This window comes from Sporosarcina sp. FSL W7-1283 (assembly GCF_038003105.1).
GTDB lineage: Bacteria > Bacillota > Bacilli > Bacillales_A > Planococcaceae > Sporosarcina > Sporosarcina newyorkensis.
The window spans coordinates 2,245,691-2,264,903 of the sequence record NZ_JBBOOL010000001.1; the positions used below are offsets into that span (position 1 = coordinate 2,245,691).

General features: G+C 42.4%; 16 protein-coding genes and 1 other annotated feature. Of the genes, 5 read left to right on the plus strand and 11 right to left on the minus strand.

Going from position 1 to position 19,213, the window contains the following annotated elements:
* Positions 1 to 23: 23 nt before the first annotated feature.
* Both MKY93_RS11060 and dat read right to left on the minus strand, forming a co-directional pair.
* Complete coding sequence (locus MKY93_RS11060) at positions 24 to 989, minus strand: NERD domain-containing protein (protein ID WP_340759082.1); 966 nt, start codon at positions 987 to 989, stop codon at positions 24 to 26.
* Positions 973 to 1,860 (minus strand): D-amino-acid transaminase, encoded by an 888-nt coding sequence (gene dat / locus MKY93_RS11065; RefSeq protein ID WP_340759083.1) that lies wholly within the window; start codon positions 1,858 to 1,860, stop codon positions 973 to 975. The genes MKY93_RS11060 and dat overlap by 17 nt, the downstream gene beginning before the upstream one ends.
* 314 nt (positions 1,861 to 2,174) lie before the next feature.
* Here dat and MKY93_RS11070 point away from each other — a divergent pair, with 314 nt between their 5' ends.
* Positions 2,175 to 2,396, plus strand: a complete 222-nt coding sequence (locus MKY93_RS11070) for a DeoR family transcriptional regulator (RefSeq protein WP_009497720.1) — start codon at positions 2,175 to 2,177, stop codon at positions 2,394 to 2,396.
* Positions 2,397 to 2,452: 56 nt separating this feature from the next.
* Here MKY93_RS11070 and MKY93_RS11075 read toward each other — a convergent pair whose 3' ends face one another.
* On the minus strand, positions 2,453 to 3,184 hold the full coding sequence (locus MKY93_RS11075) for a pseudouridine synthase (RefSeq protein ID WP_340759084.1): 732 nt from the start codon (positions 3,182 to 3,184) through the stop codon (positions 2,453 to 2,455).
* A 3-nt stretch (positions 3,185 to 3,187) separates the two neighbouring features.
* A complete protein-coding gene (locus MKY93_RS11080; protein ID WP_009497722.1) occupies positions 3,188 to 4,804 on the minus strand; it encodes a putative polysaccharide biosynthesis protein in 1,617 nt (538 codons plus the stop codon).
* A gap of 127 nt (positions 4,805 to 4,931) precedes the next feature.
* Here MKY93_RS11080 and MKY93_RS11085 point away from each other — a divergent pair, with 127 nt between their 5' ends.
* Complete coding sequence (locus MKY93_RS11085) at positions 4,932 to 6,185, plus strand: BaiN/RdsA family NAD(P)/FAD-dependent oxidoreductase (protein WP_340759085.1); 1,254 nt, start codon at positions 4,932 to 4,934, stop codon at positions 6,183 to 6,185.
* Positions 6,186 to 6,400: 215 nt separating this feature from the next.
* On the opposite strand, the gene leuS is transcribed toward MKY93_RS11085, so the two are convergent.
* Positions 6,401 to 8,815 carry a leucine--tRNA ligase gene (gene leuS / locus MKY93_RS11090; protein ID WP_340759086.1) on the minus strand — a complete coding sequence of 805 codons (2,415 nt, stop codon included), beginning with the start codon at positions 8,813 to 8,815 and terminating at the stop codon, positions 6,401 to 6,403.
* A 45-nt stretch (positions 8,816 to 8,860) separates the two neighbouring features.
* Positions 8,861 to 9,078, minus strand: a binding site (T-box leader).
* A gap of 136 nt (positions 9,079 to 9,214) precedes the next feature.
* On the opposite strand from leuS, the gene MKY93_RS11095 reads away from it, so the two are divergent.
* Complete coding sequence (locus MKY93_RS11095; protein WP_078816940.1) at positions 9,215 to 10,174, plus strand: TIGR01212 family radical SAM protein; 960 nt, start codon at positions 9,215 to 9,217, stop codon at positions 10,172 to 10,174.
* Positions 10,171 to 10,773: a tRNA (mnm(5)s(2)U34)-methyltransferase gene (locus MKY93_RS11100; RefSeq protein WP_340759087.1), complete on the plus strand. Its 603-nt coding sequence runs from the start codon at positions 10,171 to 10,173 to the stop codon at positions 10,771 to 10,773. The genes MKY93_RS11095 and MKY93_RS11100 overlap by 4 nt, the downstream gene beginning before the upstream one ends.
* A 57-nt stretch (positions 10,774 to 10,830) precedes the next feature.
* Here the strand turns inward: MKY93_RS11100 and MKY93_RS11105 are convergent, their stop codons facing one another.
* The 5 genes from MKY93_RS11105 to MKY93_RS11125 form a co-directional block, all read right to left on the minus strand.
* The gene (locus MKY93_RS11105) at positions 10,831 to 11,556 is read right to left on the minus strand and encodes an SDR family NAD(P)-dependent oxidoreductase (protein ID WP_340759088.1); all 726 of its coding nucleotides are present in this window, start codon (positions 11,554 to 11,556) and stop codon (positions 10,831 to 10,833) included.
* Positions 11,557 to 11,838: 282 nt separating this feature from the next.
* Complete coding sequence (locus MKY93_RS11110) at positions 11,839 to 12,504, minus strand: 3'-5' exonuclease (RefSeq protein WP_340759089.1); 666 nt, start codon at positions 12,502 to 12,504, stop codon at positions 11,839 to 11,841.
* Between the two features lie 70 nt (positions 12,505 to 12,574).
* Positions 12,575 to 14,503: a DUF294 nucleotidyltransferase-like domain-containing protein gene (locus tag MKY93_RS11115; protein WP_340759090.1), complete on the minus strand. Its 1,929-nt coding sequence runs from the start codon at positions 14,501 to 14,503 to the stop codon at positions 12,575 to 12,577.
* 136 nt (positions 14,504 to 14,639) lie between these two features.
* Positions 14,640 to 16,187 (minus strand): solute symporter family protein, encoded by a 1,548-nt coding sequence (locus MKY93_RS11120; protein WP_340760931.1) that lies wholly within the window; start codon positions 16,185 to 16,187, stop codon positions 14,640 to 14,642.
* 19 nt (positions 16,188 to 16,206) lie between these two features.
* Entirely contained in the window at positions 16,207 to 16,524 is a 318-nt protein-coding gene (locus tag MKY93_RS11125; RefSeq protein WP_009497736.1) for a DUF485 domain-containing protein, read from the minus strand.
* Between the two features lie 462 nt (positions 16,525 to 16,986).
* On the opposite strand from MKY93_RS11125, the gene MKY93_RS11130 reads away from it, so the two are divergent.
* Positions 16,987 to 17,655, plus strand: a complete 669-nt coding sequence (locus MKY93_RS11130; protein WP_340759091.1) for a GntR family transcriptional regulator — start codon at positions 16,987 to 16,989, stop codon at positions 17,653 to 17,655.
* Between the two features lie 82 nt (positions 17,656 to 17,737).
* On the opposite strand, the gene brnQ is transcribed toward MKY93_RS11130, so the two are convergent.
* Positions 17,738 to 19,081, minus strand: a complete 1,344-nt coding sequence (gene brnQ, locus MKY93_RS11135) for a branched-chain amino acid transport system II carrier protein (protein ID WP_340759092.1) — start codon at positions 19,079 to 19,081, stop codon at positions 17,738 to 17,740.
* Positions 19,082 to 19,213: the final 132 nt, after the last annotated feature.

Below are 19,213 nucleotides of genomic sequence, written 5' to 3' on the forward strand. Positions count from 1 at the left end.
TCTCACTTTTTCTTTAAATTCTTTTATTCTTCGCCTGGCTCTTCCGGATCAAATAACCGGCTCATTGCAGTCGTTTGTGCATGTTCCAAAATCGCTTGTGCCGCCTTGAATTGTGTATGCTTCATCGGACTTGGGTTGTTACTGAGTCGCTCCAGCCACTCATCGTATGTTTTTTTATCTATTGACATGATTTCATTCGGGTTTCCAGGATAATCGATATAGCCATTTCTCGTGAGGATTAATTTCTTGATAGGCAACTCCACATTCGCAGCCGTGAAAAATGATGAAACAACTTTCTCCATCCGATTCAGTGCAATGGTTGGATTCAACACTTTTACTTCCTTCTCACCGAACTTCTTCAGCCAGAATCGATCACCGCTGCTGATATAAGCAGCCATCCGCTCATCTTCCAGTGCCGTGATGCAATAGCAGGCAGTTGGTGTCAGCAATAAAATATCCAGTTCAATTGGAGCTTTATTCACTTTGACGATCGGATAATAGAACAGCAAAAAACTATCAGGTAAGCGCTGTGTCAACTCTTTCAATAAGGGATCTGAGAAAAACCTCGGATCTACTCGTGAACGATCATACAGTGTGGAACTCGCCCATTTTAATTGGAACTGAAATAATTGATTCGTATACGATTTTTTCAGTTGTTCAATAGTAGAAGGCCGGTCGGAGATAGCGGCCTGGAATGCCAAATCCGTTTCCGTACCTTCTTCTTTCCCAACGTTCGGTTCTTCCTCTTCAAATTCCTCATCTCGCCGCTTCCGCCATTTCTTGAAGAGAAGAGAATACCATTTCGCATCTTCTCGTGGATCCTCTTCAATCGTAGCGGCCTGTTCTTCAAAAAGATTAAAACCATGTTCCCATTGGTTTTTAATCCGTTTCCATTGATAACGCTTTAGACGGATGAATTGTGTCGGATAGCGTGTCAAATCATTCTCATAGCGCGAAACATAGTCGACTAGCTTAACTAGTTGAGCCATTTGAATCCCTTTCCGAAGCATGTCCAGCAGCTACTAATGCAGGTATCTGCTCATCGAATAATTTCTGCAACTGTCGAGTGAGCGGGCCTGGTATACCTTCGCCGATTGGCTGACGATCAATGGTCACGACCGGTGTGATTTCTGCGTTCGTAGATGTAAAGAAAAATTCGTCCATTGCCAAAGCTTCAGCTAATGTAAATTCCTTCTCTTGGACAGGTATTGAAAGATCGGACGCTAACTGAAGAACAACACGACGAGTAATGCCATTCAGTATAAAGTTATTGGCCGGGTGCGTATGTAGGATACCGTCTTTAATGCCGAATACATTAGAAGCTGAACCTTCCCGGACAATTCCGTCGCGCACAAACAATGCTTCCTGACAACCTTGTTCCACCGCTTCTTGCTTAGCCAAAACATTACCGAGTAAATTCAAGCTCTTTATATCACAACGAAGCCAGCGCATGTCTTCCACTGACTTCATGGCAGCCCCCTTGTCCAGCTGTTCAAGCGGTCGTGGATTTTCAACTGTATAGCCTGTTAAGACAGGAGACACGCTATGATCTGGAAATTGATGGACGCGTGGAGCTACCCCGCGTGTCACTTGCAAATAAATATGACCTACCGATAACTCATTTTCTTGCAACAATCGTTCTGCAATTCCAACCAGCTGTTCCATAGTGTACGGTAAGGCCAAACGAATTTTAGCAGCACTTTCAAGCAGACGCTCCATATGTTCCTCTGCTGTATACAGTACGCCATCATACACTTTTATCACTTCGTAAACGCCGTCGCCAAAAACATAGCCACGATCATTCATTGATAGATTCATCTGTTCTTCCTGCAGGTATTCCCCATCTTTAAAGTAGATCATACGTCCGTCACCTCTTCTATTATAGAACCTAAAACAACCACGATAGGCTGCCGTTTCCTCTGACTCTATTTTCCCACGTTTAGTGAATAAAATAAAGGGAAACTATCTTATTGGAGTTTGTTAAAGAGTGAAGCAACAATATGTGCGATTTATGAAAAAATACGTTATAATCATATTGTCAGAACATTTTACATACTATTCTGGCATAACTACTCAAAAGGAGCGGATCAGGACAGGTAATTTCAGAGAATACCCAACAGTCTTCGTTTGCTATGTTGGTGTGAAAATATGAAGATGAAGGAGTGGTTTCTTCGATGAACCCAGCTACCGATCGCATGTTAATTCGTATCAAAGATGTCTATTTGTTCATTCGGGATAACGGTACAGTAACGACTGAAGATGTGGCGGAGGAATTCAATATTTCCTCACGTACGGCTCAGCGAGACCTTAACGTTTTGGAGTACAACGAATTGATCAAGAACTCAGTCCGCGGCGAATGGACGACGACGTCCAAGAAAGTGAAATTAACTTCCTGATTCAGCATCCTATATACAGTTGTCTATACAGCGGAAAAGGCTGACGCATTCTTGCATCAGCCTTTTCGCTTGGAACTATCCAATTTCAGCAATTCCTGCAGCTCCACGTCTGTCAGCTCCCGGTATTCCCCTAACTGCAAATTGCCGTCTAACTTTAAGGGACCCATCGTCAGCCGTTTGAGATATACTACTTTTTTTCCTACCGACTCAAACATCCGCTTTACTTGATGAAACTTCCCTTCCGTAATCGTAAGTTCAATTTCGGAAATTTCGCCGGAATGAAGTATATTCAAAAATCCCGGCTTTGTTTCATACCCATCATCGAGCACGACACCTTTAGAAAATTCATTTACATCCTCTTCTGTGACACATCCCGATACTTTGGCAAAATACGTCTTCGGCACTTCTTTTTTTGGTGCCAGTAAACTATGTGCCAACTGTCCGTCATTGGTCAGCAATAACAAACCTTCTGTGTCTTTATCCAATCGACCGACAGGAAACGGCTGAAAATGCCGTTCTTCAGCTCCTAGTAAATCCACTACAGTGCGATCACGGGAATCTTCCGTTGCAGATAGTACACCAGGCGGTTTATTTAACATCAGATAAATGAATTCCTTGTAAACAACTTCCTCGCCAAGTAATGAAACCGCATCTTTATCGGGATCCACATGCTGGGCAGGATCTTTCATCACCGCCCCGTTCACGCGAATCATGCCTTTTTTCAATAACTGACGTACTTCTTTCCGAGAACCATACCCCGTATTCGATAATAATTTATCAAGCCTCATTCGTCACCCTCCAAATCCAATGCGCTGCGCAATCCGCGTCAGCCGATCACCGAATAATCGTTGTGCAAGTCCTGACTTGAATGACAGGAACCCGTAAATCGCCATACCGACCCCTGTTCCGATCAGTACATAAAGCAATGCCTGCCAGCGACCTACTGGCACATGCAATGCGTTCAGCCCTTTAGTAGTCAGCCATACGCCGGCAAACATGATCGCATTAAAGATTAAGATAAGAACCAATCTTCTGATGACCATCTGCGACTTATAATTCAACGCCTTCTTAATGACCAGTAAATTGATGCCAACCGCTACTGAATAACCAATTGCAGTAGCGAGAATCGCACCATTTGTTTCAAACAGTTTAATTAGCGGTATGTTGATGATCATTTTCACAAGTAAACCAAGTAAAGACGTAAAGACAATCCATTTATGATGATCGATACCTTGTAAAATTGCCGCTGTTACCGTGAACATTGCAAACAGGATGGCGACTGGAGCGTAAGACGCCAGTACACCTGCACCTGCTGCGTCCTGTTCATATAAAAACTGATAAACTTCATTGTTCAAAACGATCAGCCCGATAACCATCGGGATCGTTAGAAATAACATGATTTGATAGGTTTGGTCCAATGACCGGCTTACTCCTTGCTGATCATTCTTTGTGTAATAGCTCGTGATAATGGAAATGAGCGCCATCGAAAACCCAGTCGCCACCATGACAGGAATCATCACAACTTTATGCGTCAAGAAGTTCAGCTTCGTCAAATACAAATCTGACACGCTTGCCAGCCCAATCGATTTCATTGCATCATTGAACGTGACCATATCGACAAATTGATAAATCGGATTAATGGTGCCGACAAGAACAAACGGCAAAACGTAAGCGAATACTTCTGTATAGATTTGACGGAGTGATACAGAACTCGCCGGAGGACTGTTAGTCAATAAATAATTGAATTCATCACGATACTTTTTCCAGTAATGATACAAACTCCACAAACCCGCAAGCGCACCAATAAACGCGGCAAAGACCGCAAATTGGACAGCTATCCTAGGAGATAATCCCAGTACGTTCACAACAATAAAAGCACCTGCAAGTACAACAACAATCCGGACGATCTGTTCAATTAATTGAGATACAGAAGTTGGTTCGAACTTTTGATAGCCTTGCAAAAATCCGCGCCCAATACTGAGTAACGGAACGGCAAGCAATGCAAAGCTGACCCAGCGGATGACTGAGGCGATATCTTGCACCGTGAAAATTTGTTCATCATCTCTTATCACGAGGCCAGCGATAGGATTCGCTAAGGCGAACAAAGCGAGAAACGACAGTAAACCTGTCAAAGACATGACGAGCATGCCTGACTTCATCAACTTTCGCCCTGTCGCATAATCCCCGAGCGCGTTATATTTCGAAACGAACTTCGAGATTGCAAGCGGTGCCCCCGAAACTGCCACCGCAAGTGCTAGGTTATAAGGTATGTATGCATATTGATAGAGACCGACACTTTTTTCACCGACTATTGCATAAAATGGGATAACATAAAGCAGCCCAAGTGCCTTTGACAAAAATAAGCCAATCGTTAAAATGGCTGTGCCTTTAATTAAATTCGATGCCATGATTGATTCCTTCCATTTCTCAAGAGATACTTATATAGTTTACCCCTCGGCACGTGTTTGTACAATCTTTAACTGCAAGCGACATGGTGTATAATGAATTCAAAACGAATGAAAGCGTGGTTCTACTATGTATGATGTAATTGTGATCGGCGGCGGCCCTTCTGGCTTAATGGCTTCTATTGCAGCTGCCGAACAAAACAAACGTGTATTGTTGCTTGAAAAGGGGCGTAAGCTCGGTAATAAACTGGCCATTTCTGGAGGTGGCCGCTGCAACGTCACTAACCGCCTATCTCAAGAAGAAATAATCAAGCACATCCCGGGTAACGGAAAATTTCTCTACGGACCATTCTCCGTCTTTAATAACCAAGACATCATCCAGTATTTCGAAGGTTTAGGTGTGCCTTTGAAAGAAGAAGATCACGGTCGTATGTTCCCTGTTTCCAATAAAGCGAAAGATGTCGTCAATGCCTTATTGAATCAAATGGATAAATTTGAAGTGGAAGTGCGTTTAGAATGCCGTGTTCAGAAATTGCTGATGAATGACGAAAAGATTCTTGGTGTCCGATTGGATGATGGCGAAGAACTGCAGGCCAACGCAGTCGTCGTAGCAGTCGGTGGCAAAGCAGTTCCCCAAACAGGCAGTACAGGAGATGGCTATCCTTGGGCTGAACGCGCCGGACATACTGTAACAGAACTTTACCCGACAGAAGTTCCTTTATTGTCAAAAGAACCATTCATCGTCTCAAAGGAATTGCAAGGTCTCGCGCTGCGTGATGTCAATGTGTCGGTGCTGAATAAAAAAGGTAAAACGCGTGTTTCGCATCAAATGGACATGCTTTACACCCATTTCGGATTGAGCGGGCCTGCGATATTGCGCTGTAGCCAATTTGTCGTCAAGGAACAAATGAAAAACGGCAAACAACCGGTGTTGCTACAAATCGACTCTATACCCGATCAGCATGAGGAACAGCTCATGCAATCCATTACAAAGGTTTTGAAGGATGAGTCTAAAAAGCAAGTGAAGACTTCTTTAAAAGGGCTTGTACCTGAGCGCTGGCTTTTATTTTTACTACAAAAAGCTGAGATCGCTGAAACTGAAATCGGCGCAGATATTCCCAAGGAAGCTATTCGCAAGCTCGCTCATTTGCTCAAGACATTTCCTGTTCACGTTACCGGGACACAACCTATCGAGAAAGCATTCGTCACAGGCGGCGGTGTGTCTGTGAAAGAAATCGAACCAAAGACGATGGCTTCACGAAAAAAGTCCGGTCTCTTTTTCTGCGGAGAGATTCTTGATATACACGGTTATACGGGCGGATATAATATTACCGCTGCGCTTGTTACAGGCAGATTAGCTGGTATAAATGCAGGGATGCTGTGAAAACATTGTGTTGTATGAGCGCGGAGTGAAGGTTTATGAGCGGTAAAAAACTTTTATGAGCGTGAATCGAAGAGGTATGATCATGTATCGATGCAGTATGAGCGACTTTCCCAAAAGTATGAGCGCTTGCCCACAATTTATGATCGCGACCATCTTTTCAATCAAAATAAGCCGGTCAGAGAAAAATATTCTCTGACCGGCTTTTAAACATTTTATTAACCAGCGACTATATTTACTAGACGTCCAGGAATTGCAATAATTTTTTTCAATTCCTTACCTTCCATCCACTGTTTTACATCTTCGTTCGCTAGTGCAACTTGCTCTAGCTCTTCTTTCGTACTATCCTTCGACACATTGATTTTCGCACGGATTTTACCGTTGATCTGTACCGCTACTTCTACCGTGTCATCAGACAATTTCGTTTCATCATACGTCGGCCATTGTGCATAAGCTACTGTCTCCGTATGACCGAGTTTCACCCATAGCTCTTCTGCCAAATGCGGCGTAATCGGTGAAATCAATAAAACGAATCCTTCGATATACGCTTTCGGTAATTTATCCGCTTTATAGCACTCATTGATGAAGACCATCATCTGAGAAATCGCCGTATTATTGCGCATGCCTTCGAAATCTTCGGTTACTTTCTTGACTGTCTGATTGTATACTTTCTCAAGCGGTCCGCCTGTTTCTTCCGTAAGCTTATCCGTCAACGTATCATCTTCATTGACCAGTAAGCGCCAAATTCGGTCTAGGAAACGACGGGATCCGTCCAAACCGTTTGTCGACCATTCCTTCGAAGCATCAAGAGGTCCCATGAACATTTCATAAAGACGCAGCGTATCTGCACCGTGAGAATGAACGATATCATCCGGGTTGATGACGTTACCTAAAGACTTGGACATTTTCACATGACCTTCCCCTAGTATCATCCCTTGGTTGAAGAGTTTTTGGAACGGCTCTTTCGTCTGAACCACGCCGATATCATACAGCACTTTATGCCAGAAACGCGCGTACAATAAATGCAGAACCGCGTGCTCTGCTCCTCCTACGTAAATATCCACCGGCAGCCAGCGCTCTGCTAATTCCGGATCAATAATCATTTCATCATTGTTCGGATCGATATAACGCAAGTAGTACCAGCAGCTACCTGCCCATTGCGGCATCGTATTCGTTTCACGACGACCTTTCATACCTGTTTTTGGATCTACCACATTGACCCATTCTTCAATATTCGCTAGTGGCGACTCGCCAGTGCCGCTCGGCTTGATATTCTGTGTAACTGGAAGCATCAATGGCAATTCCGACTCATCCACTGTCGTCATCGTGCCGTCTTCCCAATGAATGACAGGAATCGGCTCGCCCCAGTAGCGTTGACGAGAGAACAACCAGTCACGCAGACGATACGTAATTTTGCGTTCGCCAGTTCCTTGCTTTTCGAACCATTCAATCGACTTTGCAATCGCTTCTTCTTTTCCTAAACCATTCAAGAAATCAGAATTGACATGCTCACCTTCACCTGCATAGGCTTCTTCTTCAATATTCCCGCCTGCTACAACTTCGACAATCGGTAAATCAAATGTTTTTGCGAATTCGTAATCCCGCTCGTCGTGCGCTGGAACCGCCATGATTGCACCTGTTCCGTACGTCGCCAAAACGTAATCCGCAATCCAGATTGGCATTTTCTCGCCACTTGCCGGATTAATCGCATACGCACCTGTGAAGACGCCTGTTTTATCTTTCGCTAAATCCGTACGCTCCAGATCACTCTTTGATTTCACATTGTCGATGTACTGTTCCACTGCCTCACGCTGCGCATCCGTCGTAATCTCTTGTACTAATTTATGCTCAGGTGCCAAAACTGCATACGTTGCACCAAAAATCGTATCCGGACGTGTTGTGAACGCATCAAATGAATGTTCCGTGTCGGCAATTTGGAATGTTAACTGTGCACCTTCTGAACGACCGATCCAGTTGCGCTGCATATCTTTCAGGCTTTCAGGCCAATCAAGGTCATCTAAATCTTCAAGAAGACGATCCGCATATTCAGTAATACGCAAAACCCACTGGCGCATCGGACGGCGTTCAACCGGGTGATTTCCTCGTTCGGACAGTCCATCGATGACTTCTTCATTTGCAAGCACAGTTCCTAAAGCAGGACACCAGTTGACCGGAACTTCATCGATATACGCAAGGCCTCGCTTATACAGCTGAATGAAAATCCATTGTGTCCATTTGTAATAGCTCGGGTCCGTTGTATTGATTTCACGGTCCCAGTCATAAGAAAATCCAAGTTCTTGCATTTGACGCTTGAATGTCGCAATATTTTTCGCAGTGAATTCCGCAGGGTCATTTCCTGTATCGATCGCATATTGCTCCGCAGGCAAACCGAACGCATCCCAGCCCATTGGGTGTAATACATTGTAGCCTTGCTTACGTTTAAATGCGCTCAAAATATCTGTCGCAATATAGCCTAGCGGATGCCCGACATGCAACCCCGCGCCGGACGGATACGGAAACATATCCAATGCGTAAAATTTCGGCTTGGATGGATCATTGATCATTTTATACGTCTTGTTGTCATCCCAATACTTCTGCCATTTTTCTTCGATTTGCACGTGATTATAACTCATCTGAAAATTCCTCCAATTCAAATAGAAAAGGCTCTCGTCCCTTTGCACAGGGACGAGAGCCTATATAGCTTCCCGCGGTACCACCCAAATTAACGGATTTCTCCGTCCAACTTGATTCCTTAACGCGGATCACGGTATCAGTTACATCTCTTCACTAATACAGACTCCTAGGCGAGTTCGATCTACGTTACTACAGACTTGCACCTGCCGTCTGCTCTCTTAAAATAAGCGGTAGAACTACTATTCCTGATCAAAGCCATCATTATTTTCTTCAGTTTACCCGAAACCCTGATTGAATACAAGCCTTCCCTGTTGCTTTTTGTCGTATACATGCAGATTGTTGTATGATTTATTCGCTTGCTACGTGGTACAATGTCTGTTGTAAAGGAGCTGGATACGATGAACCAACCAACTTTTCCGTTCCCGAGTGAAGGGAAACGGTATCATACATGGTCTCGACATTTAAAAGATACATTTGGATGTAAAATTGCTAAAGTAGCACTGGATGCGGGGTTTGACTGTCCGAACCGCGATGGAACTGTCGCGCATGGAGGCTGTACATTTTGCAGCGTTGCAGGTTCTGGTGATTTCGCCGGAGACCGCGTCGATCCAATCGAAGTGCAATTTAAAGAAATCAAGGAACGCTCGCAAAGAAAATGGAAAGACGCAAAATATATGGCGTATTTCCAAGCGTATACGAACACCCACGCTCCCCTTCCTGTATTGAAAGAGAAATTTGAAGCTGCCCTCGCACAAGAAGGAGTCGTTGCGCTTTCCATCGCAACTCGTCCGGATTGCCTCCCCGATGACGTAGTTGAATATTTGGCGGAACTCAATCAGCGTACCTATTTATGGGTCGAACTCGGTTTACAGACGGTTCATGAATCCACTGCAAAACTAGTCAATCGGGCGCATGATTTCGAGTGCTATAAAGAAGGCGTCGATAAACTTCGGAAACATGGCATCCGCATTTGCAGCCATATTATTAACGGCTTGCCGGGTGAAACGGAAGAAATGATGATGGAAACTGCGCAGGCAGTTGCAAAGCTTGACGTTCAGGGAATTAAAATTCATTTGCTTCATTTGTTGAAAGGTACTCCTATGGTCAAACAATATGAAAAAGGCAAATTGGAATTCCTGACAAAAGAAGCGTATATAAACCTTGTCGCAGATCAGCTGGAAATCATGCCTCCTGAGATGATTGTACATCGGATTACTGGAGACGGACCGATTGATTTATTGATTGGACCGATGTGGAGCGTAACCAAATGGGAAGTGCTGAATGGCATTGACGCGGAATTGGAAAGACGGAACAGCTGGCAAGGGAAAAAGTATGTGCAAGAGGTGAACTTGAAGTGACGGACATTATTTTGCATCGTGTCCTGCCTGTAGCAAAGCGGCTCATTTCAGAACGCGTGCAACCGGGCGAAATGGTGGTCGACGCAACAGCAGGCAACGGAAACGATACACTGTTTCTGGCTGAGCTTGTCGGAGACTCCGGAAAGGTATTTGCGTTTGATATCCAACAGCAGGCACTGGATACGACGCGTCAACATCTTGGCGATTTAGCAGGCCGGACTTCTTTAGTTCTCGATAGTCACGCGAACGTCCGCCAGTATGTAAGCGGCGAAATCGGCGGTGCCATGTTTAATTTAGGCTATCTGCCTTATAGTGAAGACCAAAGCATCATTACAAAGCCTTCTTCAACCATTGCAGCGCTGGATGCTTTGCTTGGCTTACTAAAAAAAACGGGCATCATCACGATTACCGTGTATGACGGACATGAAGGTGGCAGCGAAGAACGCGATGCGCTGCTCGAATATGTCAAGACGCTGCATCAAGGAGATGTCCATGCCATCCGCTACGAATTGCTGAATCAACGCAGAAACCCACCTTTTTTGATTGCGCTGGAAAAAATGAAGGATTTTAAAGAGGTTCGCAAAGTAGCTATAGAATGAAGTTGAAACCCCGCTGCAGCTTGGATTCTTCAAGTTGCCGTGGGATTTCTTTTCTAATTAGTTGAAGTGACGAATATCTGCAATTGTTTCTGTTTCAATGAAATTCGTTTTTTTAATAAACTTCAATAATTTACTCGCAGTCTCTGCCGCAGTACTTAGTTGTCCTTGTTCTTTATACGCAATGAATTTCTCTAAATGAGGAAATTGTTCTTCTGAAGAAGATCGGATGGTCTCTTGCATGCCCGTATCAATAATTCCAGGCGCGATCGATACAATACCTACTGGGTTCTCTGACTGCTGTTGTTCTAATGCAACGACTCGCGAGAAGTGATCAAGCCCCGCTTTCGTTGTGCAATAAATGCTCCACCCTTCATAAGCATTGCGACCAGCGCCAGATGAAATATTCAAGACCTTTTTCTCTCCCGAAAAATCTACTAAAGTGGCGATAAATGTATTGATCAAATGAATAGGAGCAGTCAGATTTACTTTCACTGCTTTCTCAATTTCTTCCGAATCCAATGAACCAACCATATCAATCGGATCAATCACACCCGCGTTATTGATTAAGGTGAAAGATTTAGCTTCGTCCATATGGCGATGGATGATTGTTTTCACTATGTTTGACGTTTTCCCAAAATCCGTAATATCCACTTCCTCCATACGTTGCAAGCGGTCTGGATTCGTGCGTGCTAGACCGTAAACCATTGCACCGGATTCAGTAAATTGTTTATACAGTTCTTGTCCAATTCCTTTTGATGCACCTGTAATAATGATAATTTCCACTTTTCCTACCTCTTTCCAAATTATTTCTCTGCAGATCAATGTGCGATACTCTTCAATTTGCCCTTATAAAGTTTTATCGGGCAGTTCAAAAAACAGAATCCAACAATAGAGTAAAACAGCTGCGATGATGAGGATCAGTAAAATCATCTGACGTTTATTCATTCTGTCACGCCCCTTAATTAATTCAACTAACTAATTGTATCTTCAATATAACACATTGAATCGACTGACAAAAACAGCCCGTCACTCAAGGTTCGCTTGAATGCGGGCTATTCGGATTGATCAAGTATGGGATACAAACTTATGTGCTCCGCCATTCTTAATGCGCAATAAATCAGCTAGCGTCTTAATTCCTTGGCGGTCGAGTTTCTTTAGCAGTTCAGTGAACACATGCGCTGTCGTTAAGGCATCGCCTAGTGCGCGATGCCGTTCAAAAATTTCTGTACCAAAAATCCGCGCATAATCTGCCAAATCTTGCTGCTCGCTTGCTGGATCTAAAAAGCGGATGAGATGCATCGTATCGAACGACGTAGGCGTTTCAAAGGTACATTTCTGTCTGCTTAATTCTTTTTTTATGACCATTTCATCAAAACTAACATGGTGACCTACCCAGCCACCACTTTTATTCTCTTCGATGAATGTGAAATATTTTTCAATGGCCGGTAAAGGCAAAGGAGCTTCATCCACTTGTGCTTGCTGTATATTGGTTAATTTTTTGATTGCAGTCGGAATCTCTCTTGAAGGATTGACGAATGTTTGAAATACTCGATCCGTCACATGAAACCCCTCCACTTGAACCGCGCCGATTTCTATCATCCTGTCGTCTGCTCCTATCGCAAAGCCAGTTGTTTCGGTGTCGAATACTGTAAAGCTCATATCTTGTAAAGGCGTGTTTAAGTGAAGAGATTGCTGTAGCTCATAGGTTAATTTTTTCTTTTTCCAGAACATGATCTTGCCTCCCCTCCCTATATAGTACATTACGCACGTGTTTAGTACAGGGATCTTCATCTAAATCATCTTATAATTTTGATAATAAGTGCGATTGAAGAGCTCTTACAGTATCTAAGGTGGTTCGTAATTCATTCAGTTCCCAACGGCGTAACTTTCGCAAATCAATTTCTGTGGAGATTTTCTCATTTCGTAAATGTTTTTCCCATGACATCGAAATACGAATGCTCAATGAAATTTCATAAGCATGGCGCACTTCTTCTGCAAAATCTTTTGTGATTTTTTTCTTTTTATGCAAAGCTGAAATAATTTCTAAAGGCGTAGCGTTAATGATACCGTTGTTGACACCTAAAATCTGCAAACAATGATGCAGAGGAAACAACGCATGCTTTTTAATATCAATAATATCTGCCTTGCTGCGCCCTTTAAAAATCGTCAGGAAATTCTGATGGAGCTGAGGAATCGGTTTTTCTCTCTCCTGCTGAGCCATGTAATAGATGAACGTGGAAGACTTCCTCAATTGTTCTTTCACCATTAGAACAAAACGGTCATTCACCGATGACTCTCCATATAGGAAACGGAATGATAGAAAGTTATAACCCAATAAAATTTGTTCAGGCGTCGACTGCAAAGCCCATTTTCGCAGACGCTCTCTCCAATCATTCATCGTACCGCGCCATTGAGTCTCGCTCGCCATCATAAACCCTTTACATCTAGTATACCCGGCTTGTTCCAAATGAACGACAATCTCATTCCCTAGAATTTCAAAATAACTTTCGACTCGCTGTGCTTCAGTTGAAGAAACATCTTCATATACTAAAAAATGATCCTGATCGGTGAGCATGAACTGTTCTCCCCGTGCCCCGCTCCCCATTTGATACCAAGCAAACGGCACTGGCGGTGAACCTTTCCCCTGGTCTTCCAGTGATTTAACAGCTAGCATTACACAATGTTTAGCTAAACGATCATAGAATTTCGTGATGATTTCTAAAGTATGAATGGTAGAAATTTCATCGTGAATCAAATTCGAAAGAACATCATAAATCGCCGCTTTCACGATTGGCAAATTTTCAAATGAAGATTCTTCAATCGTACGCAAAATATTCATGGAATTACGGTCACGTTTCGTGATTAACGTAGCAAACGTAACGATTCCTACAGGCTTTCCAGCTTTCACAACCGGCAAATGCTTGATTCCGTGTTTGTAGAACTTTGTCAATGCCTCATAATAATAATCTGTCAAACGAACAGTGTGAGGTTTCTTCGTCATAATATCTTTGGCTGCTAGATCCATCGGAGAGCCTCCACCCGCTATTACCCGTTCCACTAGATCTTTTTCAGTAACGATGCCGATGAGTTTGCCTATTTGATCTACCACAATAATTGAGCTGATGGAGTTATTAATCATCAGCTCCGCAATTTCCTTCGTTCTTGCATCAGCACCAATCGTAATGACAGGACTGCTCATGAAGTCCTGAACACGGCGCACATAAGGCTCACTTTCACCATACTCATCAGCTAAACGAACCTGCTCTCCTAGGGAGGTATATACGTTGGCTAGACGCAATGACATCTTACGCAGAACGAAATCGCGTACGTTCTGATCATCCATTCGCTGTTTTATTACTTCATACGGAATTTGAAGACAGATTGCATTTTCCGCCACTTCCATATCAATATGATGTTTATCCAGCGGTCGAGCCATTTCACCTAAGTAGTAAGCAAAATTAGAAAAACCGATTATCTCGTCTTCTTGAATCACTTCCAACAGGACAGAGCTTCCATCTTGTCCTTCAATATGAACTTCTGCAGTTCCTTGCAAAATGATCAAAAGGCCTTCTTGTGGTGTTTTAAAGTAGTTCTCTTTCTCGGCATTTTCATATATTTTTAGTTTACACTCTAGCAATAACTTGTCGAATTCTTCTTCTGTTGTGTTTTCAAATAATGGGCTCTGATGGATTTTTTCATATAACGCACGATCTTTTATCGTCTGCAGCACTACAAAACCTCCTTCTCAAATGAACGGTTCATGAACAACTTATTATTCCGGTTTTCCTTTTAGTACATAAAAATAGCCTCCCCTTCTGAGTAACTAATAGAAGGGGAAGCATTTCTAAGAACAAGTCTACAGATAATTAATTATCAAGCTCTCTGTAGCCGGTTTCTGCTTTGAAACGGACTTCTGCATAAGAAACTTCTAGTTCTTCGTGACGCTTAGCACTTAGAACCGTACCTAGCCATGCACCAATGAAACCTGCTGGAACAGAGAAAATCGTAGGAAGTGGATACGGGAAGATTGGCTCTCCTGTAAACAATGCAGCCCCTTCAACCGGATTCCAAACACTCGGGCTCATTGCCACAAGTACCAATGCTACGATAAGCCCTGATAACATGGATACAACAGCACCCGTTGTATTAAAACGCTTCCAATAGATTGTCAAAAGAATTGTCGGCACGTTGGCAGAGGCCGCTATACAGAATGCCAGTGATACTAAGAATGCAACATTCAGTTTTTCAGCGCCTAGTGCTAGAATGATAGAGAATACACCGATCGCGATGGAAGCCCAACGCGCAGCGTTAACTTGCTCTTTCTCTGTCACTTTACCATTTTTGAAAATTTGACCATACAGATCATGAGCGATTGCAGATGCACCTGAAAGAACGAGACCTGCAACTACCGCTAGAATTGTTGCAAACGCAACTGCTGCAACAAAGGATTCAAGGGCATTACCACCAAGAACTCCGGCGAGCATAGGCGCTGCCATATTTCCGGCGGCATTTTCCGCGATGATCGCATCTGCCCCAACGAACTTGGCAGCTCCGAAGCCAAGGAAAATTGTAAGTATATAGAAAAGACCGATAATCCAAACTGAATAAATAACAGAAGAACGCGCTGTTTTCGCATCTTTAACTGTAAAGAAACGCATAAGGATATGTGGAAGACCCGCTGTACCTAAAACAAGGGCCATTAATACAGATATTAGACCGATTGTATCCTTATAGACAACCCCTGAGTGAAGGAATGCTTCCCCATGTGGCGTTGCATTTCTCATTGCATCAAACATACCAATGAAGTTGAAGTTGAACTTCATAAGTACAAGGAACGAGATAATAATTGTACCTGCCATTAGTAGCATCGCTTTAACAATCTGTACCCAGCTTGTTGCAGTCATTCCGCCGAATAAAACGTAAATCAACATCATCGTTCCAACAAGTAGAACTGATCCCGCATATGGGATACCAAAAAGTAATTTAATAAGAGCTCCAGCACCAACTAATTGTGCAAGCATGTAAAACATAACAATTGTAATTGTATTTAATGCAGCCGCTCCACGAACTTTTTTAGCACCGAAGCGAGCACCGATCATATCGGCCATTGTAAACTTACCTAAGTTTCGTAGTGGTTCTGCGATTAGAAATAGTACAACTAGGTAGGCTGTCAGCCAACCAATACTATAGTAGAAGCCATCGAAGCCGTTAAGTGAAATCGCACCCGCGATACCAAGGAAAGAGGCTGCTGATAAGTAGTCACCGGCAATTGCCATACCATTTTGCCAACCAGTCAATGATCCGCCGGCTGTGTAAAAGTCACTCGCTGTGGTCGTTTGCTTTGCCGCCCACCATGTAATAAAAAGTGTCAGTGCAATGACTGAGAAGAATATTAGTGCAGAAATAAAATCCATTTTCATCAACAGAACCCCCTTATTTTAAGACGTTTTTCTCTATTATCTTATCTACTTCAACGTCAAAGTGTTTCGCTTTTGTCATATAAATAGATGTGAATATCCATACCATGAAAAACATAGAAAACGCATACACCCATGTCCATGTCATATAGCCTATTGCTCTTGTTTCTAGGATCGTAGTATAACCAGTTAAGAGTGGAAGAAGGAAGGTCGCTGCAAAGAAGGCTACGACATAAGGAGTTGCAAAGTTCTTTTTCCTTCTCACCAAACCTTTAAAGTCTTCAGTTTGGACAAGTCGCTCATAGTCTAATGTAGTTTTCGATTGATTACTCATTTGTTAATCCCCTTTCTATTTTTCTATTTTATCTAGCAAAGTGAAGCGATTTAACCAATCTCCTCCGTTCCTCCGAAACCGCTTTCATCATTAGCCTGTCTAGTTAATATGTCACAGCGGAATAAACAGGTTATTTGTTATAGTACACATGTAAACAATACCAAACATTTACTTAATTTGCAATACTTTTTTTCGAAGATTTGTAAAATTAAATCTACTGAGATAAGCAAGTTAATATACTCATTAATCTATCAAATGCAAGTGAAAGTTACAAGAACATTTTTTATTACTCGCTATTTTTTAAGTTTTCTAAATAAACGTGCCCTTTTTTCGATTTTATTCAACCTTAACAAGTTTTCTCTGTTAAATAACAGCTAAAAGATGTAGTATATTGTATATCATCTCCATTTAGATTGCGATTCGTCAAAATAGACTAAAAAAAGAGAAAGATGGTGTGAGAAATTGCCTATACCAACTAATCATGAACAACCTATCCGTAAGACAGCAAAGGAAAACGCTTTTAGTCAATTACAAAAGTGGATTATCGATGGAACTCTCCAGCCCGGTGAAAAACTGAATGATGTTGAACTTGCAGAAGCACTCGGTGTCAGCCGTACGCCGATCCGTGAATCACTGCAACTTTTAGAGGTCCGGGGATTCGTACAAATGTTTCCTGGAAAAGCGACGCAAGTAACCGAGGTAGATCGCGAGACCATCTCAGACTTATTGCCTCCGCTCGCTGCTTTACAAGCTTTATCAGCTGAACTTTCGATACCGAATCTCACTGACAATGTCATTAAGAAACTGCGGGATACGAATAAACGTTTTGCACGGGCAGTAGAAAAGGAAGATTATTTTCAGGCATTGAAAATCGATGAAAAATTCCATCAAATCATTGTGGATACGGCTGAAAACCCATATATTTCTTCAATGCTTGTCTCCTTACAGGCCCATGTACGAAGACTATTTTTCCATAACTCCATCATATTAACTTCCCAATCAATTACGGAACACGAACAAATAATTGATCTGATGAGTGCACGAGACGGAGAACAAGTAACAAAAGTTATGCGAGAAAATTGGCTACGCGCAATCGAAGAGTTTCATTCTGTTAAGAGAGTCAATTCATAAAGTAATACTATTTCCAATCAAATATTTTTTAGTTCTTCAAAAAACAGGACCCGAGATAAGTTCGGATCCTGTTTTAATTTTATTATTTTTTGTTGGTAATAAAGACCATAGTCCCGGTAATGACCGCTACGATCAATACGGGCACTAGCCAACCAATCCCCTGCTCATAATATGGGATGTATTTTATATACGCATCATTAATTACTTCTAGCCACATAGGCATCTGTTTCTCAACCAGTGAATAGAATTTCACGAGCGCTTCCACAAAGCTGACCAGAAAAGCTGTAACTGTGGCGATCCGGTATACTATCTTGGCTTGTCGGAATAAAGGCCCTGTAAAAGTCAGCAAGATCAGTACCATAGCCAGTGGGTAAAGCAATACGAGCACAGGTAGTGAGTAATTGATAATGTTTTCTAAACCAAAATTCGCAACGACTAAACAAAATGTCGAAAAGAAAATCACAAATGATTTATAGCTAATCGCCGGGATAATTGAATGAAAGTATTCACCACATGCTGTTATTAATCCGATCGCTGTAGTCAAACATGCAAGCATGATTACTACACCGAGCAACACCAGACCAATCGAACCGAAGAAATGAGACGCCGTCTTACTCAAGACCGGTCCCCCCCCATTCAGTTGGCCGAATAATTCGACCGACGTAGCACCAAGGTAAGCGATACCGAGATAAATAATAGCCAAAAATCCAGCTGCCACAAAGCCGGTCTTCATAGTGGAAGTCAGGATTTGTTTTTTATTCGTTATACCCATCGCATGCAACGCTTTAATCACAATAATTCCAAAAACAAGCGACGCCAATGCATCCATCGTATTGTATCCTTCGAGGAAACCTTTAAAGAACGGAGACTCTATGTATGGATCTTGAGGAGCTTGGATTGTTCCCATCGGCTTGATGAAAGTCATCGCAATTAAACCAATCAACAATATAATGATAAGAGGTGATAGATATTTACCGACCCTATCAACGATTTTTGCAGGATTCATTGATAACCACATGCTAATGCCGAAAAATGCCAAAGTAAATAGCAATCTGGCCAAATCAATAGAAAATCCACCCAAAAACGGAGCAACTCCGATATCAAATGCTACTGCTCCAGTACGTGGTGCAGCAAAAAACGGACCGATGGTTAAGTACAATATTGAAGTGAATAGTACCGCGTAGATAGGGTGAATCCGGCTTGCCAAGTCCTGTAAATCTTTCTTCCCTGAAAAACCTATCGCTAATATTCCTAAAAAAGGTAAACCAACACCTGTAAATAAAAAGCCCAGCATTGCTTTCCATGTGTGAGTTCCTGAAAGCTGACCAAGTTCAGCGGGGAAAATTAAATTGCCTGCCCCAAAAAATAAAGCGAACAGCATAACCCCGATAACGAGACTTGATGAAAATGATAATTTTTTCTCCATTTGAATAAAAATCCTCCTACTAACGACAGTACTTTTCTGTATGCAATATATTACTCTTCCTAAACCAGAAAATCAACAGAGTGATAAATCGTTTAATTATTGAATTTATTGCTAACTCACTGACTATTTAGT

Bases quoted from the DNA above. Each gene is read 5' to 3' on its own strand.
- MKY93_RS11080 (WP_009497722.1), bottom strand. From the start codon at position 4,804: ATGGCATCGAATTTAATTAAAGGCACAGCCATTTTAACGATTGGCTTA.
- MKY93_RS11095 (WP_078816940.1), top strand. From the start codon at position 9,215: ATGAACCAACCAACTTTTCCGTTCCCGAGTGAAGGGAAACGGTATCAT.
- MKY93_RS11085 (WP_340759085.1), top strand. From the start codon at position 4,932: ATGTATGATGTAATTGTGATCGGCGGCGGCCCTTCTGGCTTAATGGCT.
- brnQ (WP_340759092.1), bottom strand. From the start codon at position 19,081: ATGGAGAAAAAATTATCATTTTCATCAAGTCTCGTTATCGGGGTTATG.
- dat (WP_340759083.1), bottom strand. From the start codon at position 1,860: ATGATCTACTTTAAAGATGGGGAATACCTGCAGGAAGAACAGATGAAT.
- MKY93_RS11070 (WP_009497720.1), top strand. From the start codon at position 2,175: ATGAACCCAGCTACCGATCGCATGTTAATTCGTATCAAAGATGTCTAT.
- MKY93_RS11060 (WP_340759082.1), bottom strand. From the start codon at position 989: ATGGCTCAACTAGTTAAGCTAGTCGACTATGTTTCGCGCTATGAGAAT.
- MKY93_RS11110 (WP_340759089.1), bottom strand. From the start codon at position 12,504: ATGTTCTGGAAAAAGAAAAAATTAACCTATGAGCTACAGCAATCTCTT.
- MKY93_RS11075 (WP_340759084.1), bottom strand. From the start codon at position 3,184: ATGAGGCTTGATAAATTATTATCGAATACGGGGTATGGTTCTCGGAAA.
- MKY93_RS11120 (WP_340760931.1), bottom strand. From the start codon at position 16,187: ATGGATTTTATTTCTGCACTAATATTCTTCTCAGTCATTGCACTGACA.
- MKY93_RS11125 (WP_009497736.1), bottom strand. From the start codon at position 16,524: ATGAGTAATCAATCGAAAACTACATTAGACTATGAGCGACTTGTCCAA.
- leuS (WP_340759086.1), bottom strand. From the start codon at position 8,815: ATGAGTTATAATCACGTGCAAATCGAAGAAAAATGGCAGAAGTATTGG.